An 8012-nucleotide genomic window follows, 5' to 3' on the forward strand; every position below is an offset into this window, starting at 1 on the left:
AGTTTGTACCGAATCAATTAAATCTGCCAGGCGTGGAATAGAAGCCTTCACTTTTTTCTGCTGTGGAAAAGCAGCATAAAATTTAGAACCCACATCATAGTTACGCAGGTCATCGTATTTCATTTTGTAAATAATATACTGCTCCTGATCTTTCTTTGCAAGCTCTTTACCTTCGGGGCTTTTTACAAACAGTGGATTTAACCAGGGGTCATGGGCAATAACCACTTCTTTATCTAAAGTAATTTGAGCATCCATTTCTAAGGTCGTTACCCCACGGTCTATGGCGTCTATCATGGCCATGATGGTGTTTTCAGGCATTAAGCCACGACCACCACGATGGGCTTCTGCACTAAATTGAGGGAATTCAGCTTTTGTAGATACGTTAACCTGCTTGCTGCTTTTACAGCCAAATAGACTCATTAAAGCTAACCCACAGGCTAAATAAAGCGTTTTTTTCATTGATATATATTGTAAATTTATTGTTCATCACATCTCAACAAATACTGTTGCACAAGCCTATTAAATTCAGCTAACTGTTCAGCAAGCCATTCTTCATCATGGTTTAGTTCCTTGGCTAAAATTGAAGCCACCGCAGGTGCCAACTCCCCCGCTACCGCAGCATTTAAAAATAACGTCCTGTTGCGGCGCGCCAAAACATCCTCCACCGTTCTAGCCATTTCATGCCTGATCATATAAATCACCTCTCCTTTTGTCATGGATGCAGCGGGATGAAGCTGCTCCCCAAAATCAGGATCTGTCTTGATGAAATTTCTGAGCTTCAGCACTTCTGCACCATCGGCACCAAAAATCTTCACCTGGTCGGTTATACATTTCACCATGGCCAGTTTCCCTAAGTCTATGGCCCTGTCAATCGTATCTTGTGCCATTTTTCTATAGGTAGTCCATTTTCCTCCAGTGATGGTAATCAAACCAGAATCACTCACAATCAACTTATGGCTCCGGGAAATTTCTTTGGTGTGATGGGTACTTTTGCCCGGGGCAGCAAGTGGACGTAATCCGGCAAAAGCACTTAGAATATCGCTCTTCACAGGTTTTTTCCGAAGGTACTGCCCTGCTGTGTTCAAAATAAAATCAATTTCTGTGGCCAGCGGAACAGGTTCAAGGCTATGCTCATTTAAGGGGGTGTCGGTGGTGCCTACCAGCAATTTGCCATACCAGGGCACCGCAAATAAAACGCGGCCATCCTTGGTTTTAGGGATCATCAGCGCGGCATCGCCTTGCAAAAAAGAAATATCAAGCACGAGGTGTGCCCCCTGACTAGGCCGTACTAATGGTTTTCCCTGGGGCTGGTCCATTTTTAAAATCTCATCTACAAATACACCCGTAGCATTGATAACGGTTTTTGCCTTCAGCAGGTAAGATTTCCCGGTTTCCATATCCTCCGCAGCTACGCCATCTACCAAACCATTGCTGCTTTTGGTGAGGCTCCTCACTTGCATGTAATTCAATATGACCCCACCGTAATGCGCTGCCGTTTGCGCCAGGTTAATCGCCAGTCGTGCATCATCAAACTGCCCATCGCTATAACTGATTCCACCCATCAAATTATCCGTAGCAAGACCAGGAATAGCCGTTGCTACTTGGGCTGCCGATAATGACACCGACTTTTTAAAGCCACTGTTTCCTGCCAGCAGATCGTAAAACTTTAAGCCCAAAAGGTAGAGCAGTTTAGTGGTCCAGCGAAAACATGGGATAATAAACTGCTGATCGTGTACCAGGTGTGGTGCATTTTTCAATAACAAACCTCGCTCATGTAAAGCTTCGTAAACCAGGGCTATATTTCCCTGTGCAAGATACCTCACCCCACCATGCACTAGTTTGGTGCTCCTGCTGGACGTTCCTTTGGCAAGATCGCTTTGCTCCAGCAATAAGGTGCGGTAGCCCCTGGTGGCGGCATCCACAGCAATGCCCAATCCTGTGGCACCACCCCCAATAATGAGCACATCCCATTTTTGTGGCTGTTCTATTTCTTTGATGGCAGTGGCGCGGTTAAAGGTCATCGTTAGTTTGTTGTATTAAAGGTAACAACAAGTTTGCCATGGGAACAACAATGCACCACAGGATAACCATAAATTGTTATTAATTTAACATATGAGCTCAAGGTGTGAAATCGATGAAGGTGCTGCTTTGAAATACATTTGATTTGGCTTAAACCAACATTGATTCCAACACTGTGAATAGATATGTGGATAACCTGTTGTTTAATCAACAATAACACCAGAAACACTGTTAACAACTTGTTCAATAGCTGGGGATAGCTGTGCAAAAAAAAGGCTTCGAAAGGAATAATAACATCTTTAACAAACTGACTATCAGTAGGTAAAAAACCACAAAAACGCTTCTTAACAATCCTCACACTTTACCCACATAAATGTGGATAACTCAATGGCAACAGGGTTAACAATCCCTATACTGCAGCTATACCAAAACTAATAATTCCCCTACCTTTCACTAACTCATCACTAACCTTTTATAGGCGGAAAGTAGGGAGCTGCTAGCGACTTCCTACCGGTTTGCTACCGGAATTCCGAAAGAAAGCCGGTAGCAGCTCCGTACTAAATATAGTGTAAGGGTTACTGATTGGTTAGTGATAGGTAAGCAATGGGTTAGTGATCCTTTATTGACAGGTAACTTATCCTTTTTGAAGAGCTTGTAGAATGAGTTTTGCCGTTCTGTCTGATGCACCGGGCTGTCCCATTTTTATGGCCAACTCTTCATAATCATTCAATTGGCTTACTCTTTTTTCGCCTTTTAACAGGGGCGTGATTTCACTGTATACTTTTGCCTGGTTGCAATCTTGCTGAATGAGCTCCTCTACTACCTTTCTATCCATAATGAGGTTAACCAAAGAGATGAAACGGATATTGATCACCATCCTGGCAATGGCTATAGAAATGGCACTGCCTTTATACACTACTACCTGTGGTACTTTAAACAGGGCGGTTTCTAAAGTTGCCGTACCGGAAGCCACAATAGCTGCTTTGGCAATATGCAGCAGGTCGTAAGTCTGGTTAAAGACTAAAGTTACTTTTTTATCACCAATAAACTGCTGGTAATAAGCGCTGTCAAAAGCAGGCGCTGCGGCCACCACAAAATTATAGTCGGGTAATTGCGCAGTGAGGCTCAGCATCACAGGTAACAAACGTTCAATTTCCTGCACCCTGCTGCCGGGTAAAAGTGCAATTACCGGTCGGTCTGCGATGTGGTGCTGCTGTAAAAACTGTGCATTGGGCTCAAATTTGGAAATCTCATCGAGCAAAGGATTGCCGACATAATCTACATCCATGCCCCAGCTTTTATAAAAATCAACCTCGAAAGGTAAGATACAAAAAAGCTGATCGACTACCTTTTTTATTTTCAATACCCTTTTCTGGTTCCATGCCCATACTTTAGGGGAGATGTAATAATACACCTTAATGCCTTTTTTCTTCGCAAATTCGGCTATTTTAAGGTTGAAACCTGGGAAATCGATCAGGATCAGGGCATCTGGCTGATGCTGCAAAATATCTTCTTTGCAGCTTTTCATATTCCTTAAAATGGTGCGCAGGTTGAGCACCACTTCAGCAAAACCCATATAGGCCATGTCTGCATAGTGTTTCACCAGCGTACCACCCTCGGCCAGCATCTTATCGCCACCAAAAAACCTGAATTCTGCCGCAGCATCATTCTTCTTCAGGGCGCGCATTAAGTTGGCACCATGTAAATCTCCCGATGCTTCTCCAGCAACTAAATAGTAGCGCATTATTGTCGAATTTTATACATAAAAAAAGCAAAGGCCCAAATAAAGGTGGCACTCAGCACACCCCTACCTGTATTTTCTTTATTCTGTTTGAAAAAGTATTTCAACAGTATCGCATTGATGCCGATACAGCCAATTAACAAAAGATCTGCCTTGGCCAGAAAAGATACCTGGTGCATAATGAACCAGGTAATACCCACCAAAACACCCGGCACCAGCATGCCAATGCCGAAACCGGCCCAAATGGTATCTTTAATCTTCTTTAACATCGAAAGTCCATGAATTTAAAACCGGTATAGCATGGTGTGCCGTTAAATCAAATTGCACAGGCACCACCGAGCAATAGCCATGGTCTAAGGCCCAAACATCGGTATCCTCGCCTTTATCGTTATTCTGGAATACACCCGTTAACCAGTAATAGGGTCTGTTGTGCGGATCCTGACGCTCATCAAATTCTTCTGCCCATTTGGCATTCGCCTGGCGACAAACCTTAATTCCTTTAATGTTTTCTCCTTTAGGGAAGTTGACGTTTAACAGTGTTGCTGCGGGTAAGCCATTTTCCAACACCTGTAAAGCAATGCTGTGGATAAACTTTTTGCAGGGTTCAAAATCTGCTTCCTGTGTAAAATCATCTAAAGAGAAACCTATGGATGGAATGGCTTCAATGGCACCTTCTACCGCTGCAGACATGGTACCTGAATAAATGACATTGATAGAGTTGTTGAGTCCGTGGTTGATACCTGATACACACAAGTCTGGCTTTTTACCTTTAAAGATTTTGTTGACCGCTAATTTCACACAGTCTACAGGTGTGCCAGAGCATTTATACATCTCTACACCTTCGTATAAATGTACCCTGTCGAAACGCAAGGGCTTGCCAATGGTTATGGCATGTCCCATTCCAGATTGTGGTCCATCGGGTGCTACCACAACCACATTGCCAATTTGCTGCATCACTTCAATGAGGCTTTTTATACCGGGAGCGGTAATTCCATCATCGTTGACTATTAATATATTAGGTCTTGTTTGCTGTTTCTTCATGTAGATATTTATATTTTATGCTGTATACTTTTTTGGCTATGAACTGATCAGCAGCACAGCTGCTTTAGTTTTTTCTAAGCATAATGCTGTTGATGGTTTTCATTGTAAAAAACAAAAATACAAGATTTACATAGAATTAGTCGGAATTGTAATGAATGATGTCAATTCCTATTATATTTACGTATCATTTTTCGCTGTTACGCTCTTTCGTTAATGTAGAACCTGGGATGATCTTTACACCACAAACTATTTTCAAGAAAAACTATATCATTTATGAAACACAAATTATGGCTCATTGCCGGCTTTTTAATGTCCGGACATACCTTGATGGCTCAAACTGGCTATGAATGGAAAACAGCAAAATCTGGTGAATACACTTACAAGTACGTGAGCAACGACCCTTCAAAATCAAGGTTTTTCACCTTGAAAAATGGCCTTACGGTTATCCTTTCAGAGAACAAAAAAGAGCCTAACATTGAGTACCGCATGGCCGTTCGTGCAGGAAGTAATACAGATCCTAGAAATAGCACCGGTCTGGCGCATTACCTGGAACACATGCTTTTTAAAGGTACGGATAAATTTGGCACCACCAATTATCAATTAGAAAAGCCTTTATTGGATAAAATTGAGGCTCTTTATGAGCAATACAATAAAACTACAGATCCTGCAAAGCGTAAAGAAATCTATGCACAGATCGATAAAACTTCTGGCGAAGCTTCTCAAATCTCTATCGCCAATGAGTATGATAAAATGATGCAGGCTATGGGCGGTCAGTCGACAAATGCACATACCTGGTACGAAGAAACGGTTTATAATGAAGATTTCCCGAGTAATGCTGTAGATAAGTTTTTAGCCTTGCAGGCTGAACGTTTCCGCAATCCGGTATTTAGAATTTTCCACACGGAACTGGAAGCAGTGTATGAGGAGAAAAACCGGACTTTGGATAACGATGACCGCAAAATTAATGAGGCTATATCTCGCCTGCTTTTTCCCGTTCATAACTACGGACAACAATCTACCATCGGTACCATAGAGCATTTAAAAAACCCTTCACTAGTTGAAATTCGTAAATATTACAACAAATATTATGTGCCTAATAATATGGCTCTGGTGTTATCGGGCGATTTTAATGCTGATGAAATGATTAAGAAAGTGGCTACAAGTTTTGCTTTTATGCAGCCTAAGCCCCTTGAATTATACAACCCCGCACCAGAAAAACCGCTAACCAAAATACAAACAGTAGAGGTGTATGGTCCAAGTGCAGAAAGTGTGCAACTTATTTATCGTGGCTTTGCCGAAAACACCAAAGAAAGCTTAATGCTGGATTTGATAACCAGTATTCTCTCAAATGGCAAAGCAGGTTTATTGGACATCAATTTAAATAAACAGCAAAAAGTGCTGAATGCTAATTCTGGAATTCAGCAGATGAAAGATTATGGCATTGTGTATTTTGAGGCAAAACCTAAAGAAGGACAAACTTTAGAGGAAGCTAAAAACTTGTTGCTGCAACAAATTGACCTGCTTAAAAAAGGTGCATTTGATGAATCTTTGATCAGCGCAACGGTGGCTAATAACAAATTAAGCCTTTTAAAGCAATTTGACAACAATGATTACCGTGTGGAAACCATTACCAATGAGTTTATTTTAAACCGCGGTAACAAATGGGATCAAATGTTAAACCGTAATGATGCCATGGCAAGAATTACCAAACAACAGGTGATTGACTTTGCACAAAAATTCTTTGTCGACAATTACGTAGTAGGTTACAAACATAAAGGGGTTGATAAAAACAGCCTGAAGGTAGATAAACCTTTAATTACGCCTATCAACCCAAATGCAAACCTCAGCTCTGACTTTACTAAAAACCTTATAGGAGGTGGGGTAAAGCCTATTGCACCACAATTTATGGACTATAAGAAAGACCTTAATTTTGGTAAACTGGGTATCGCAGATGTGGTAACGGTACAAAATAAAGAAAACAGCATCTTTGAGATGAGCTACCGTTTTGACATGGGTGCTAACAATTACAAATTGCTTCCTTATGCTGCTCAATACCTTAACTTCCTGAGCACTGATAAATATTCTGCCGAGGAAATCAGCAAGCAGTTCTATAACATTGCCTGCTCCTACAACATGAGGGTGAGCAATGAGTTGGTGACCATCAATATTTCTGGTCTGCAGGAAAACTTTGATAAAGCGGTTAAATTAGTGGAGCATGTTTTCACCAATTGCAAAGCTAATGAAGAGGCTTTAACAGAACTTAAAAGCACTATCCTAAAAGGTCGCCAGAATACCAAGCTCAATAAAGGGGCAATTTTAAACGGATTGGTAGCTTATGCACAATATGGTGACCTTAACCCCACTAATAATGTATTGTCGAATGAGGAGGTTAAAAAAATGACTTCTAAAGAGTTGATGTATATTTTGCACAACATCAACAATTATGCACATTCTGTAACGTATTATGGCCCGAAGCCAGTTGCAGATTTTACTGCTGAACTTGCAAAAATTCATCTTTTGCCTACAGCTTTTACAACTGCTGCACCTGCTACTGTATTTAAATATATAAAAAATGAGACTAACCAGGTGCTTTTTGCCGATTACGACATGGTGCAGTCGGAAATTAGATGGGTACGCAATGACGGAGTCTATAACCCTGCAATGGCTGCCAATGTTAATTTGTTTAACAGCTATTTTGGTGGGGGCATGGGCTCTGTTGTTTTCCAGACTTTAAGAGAGTCTAAAGCTTTAGCTTACTCTACCTGGGCCAACTATTTTGCCCCTGACCGTAAGGATAAAGAATTTACCATGATGTCCTATATTGGTAGCCAGGCAGATAAAATGACTGACGCAGTGAATGGCATGAATGAGCTGTTAACGGACTTACCTCAGTTTGACAAGTCTTTTGAAGGTGCTAAAAGCAATTCTATCAATGCGATCGAAATTGGCCGTATCACTAAACACGATATCATTAACGCCTATTTTGCTGAACAGAAACTTGGTATTGACCATGATTCAAGAATTGACACTTACAGTAGTTTAAAAGGGTTAGATTTTGCGGCAATTAAAGATTTTCACCAACAGCATGTTTCAGGTAAACCTTATTCCTACTGCATAGTGGGTTCTGAAAATAAAGTGAAACTGGAAGATATGCAAAAATTTGGTGCCGTTAAAACATTGACAGTGGAGCAGATCTTCGGTTATTAACAAT

Annotated in this window: 6 protein-coding genes; 1 reads left to right on the top strand and 5 read right to left on the bottom strand. The window is 41.2% G+C overall.

All coding sequences use genetic code 11. From position 1 onward, the window contains the following. From ACR2F7_RS13335 to surE, 5 genes are all read right to left on the bottom strand, one after another. On the bottom strand, positions 1–459 hold a 459-nt coding region (locus ACR2F7_RS13335), incomplete at its 3' end, for a glycerophosphodiester phosphodiesterase family protein (protein WP_432714049.1). A gap of 17 nt (positions 460–476) precedes the next feature. Then, positions 477–2021, bottom strand: a complete 1545-nt coding sequence (locus tag ACR2F7_RS13340; protein ID WP_432714050.1) for an FAD-dependent oxidoreductase — start codon at positions 2019–2021, stop codon at positions 477–479. Positions 2022–2653: 632 nt separating this feature from the next. Further along, the gene (gene lpxB / locus ACR2F7_RS13345; protein WP_432714051.1) at positions 2654–3763 is read right to left on the bottom strand and encodes a lipid-A-disaccharide synthase; all 1110 of its coding nucleotides are present in this window, start codon (positions 3761–3763) and stop codon (positions 2654–2656) included. After that, a complete protein-coding gene (locus ACR2F7_RS13350; RefSeq protein WP_432714052.1) occupies positions 3763–4029 on the bottom strand; it encodes a stationary phase survival protein SurE in 267 nt (88 codons plus the stop codon). The genes lpxB and ACR2F7_RS13350 overlap by 1 nt, the downstream gene beginning before the upstream one ends. Next, positions 4013–4801, bottom strand: a complete 789-nt coding sequence (gene surE / locus ACR2F7_RS13355; RefSeq protein WP_432714053.1) for a 5'/3'-nucleotidase SurE — start codon at positions 4799–4801, stop codon at positions 4013–4015. Before surE ends, ACR2F7_RS13350 begins: the two co-directional genes overlap by 17 nt. 273 nt (positions 4802–5074) lie before the next feature. Between surE and ACR2F7_RS13360 the strand changes: the two genes are divergently transcribed. After that, complete coding sequence (locus tag ACR2F7_RS13360) at positions 5075–8008, top strand: insulinase family protein (RefSeq protein ID WP_432714054.1); 2934 nt, start codon at positions 5075–5077, stop codon at positions 8006–8008. The last annotated feature ends 4 nt before the right edge of the window (positions 8009–8012 follow it).

Source organism: Pedobacter sp. (genome assembly GCF_045628745.1).
Lineage (GTDB): Bacteria > Bacteroidota > Bacteroidia > Sphingobacteriales > Sphingobacteriaceae > Pedobacter.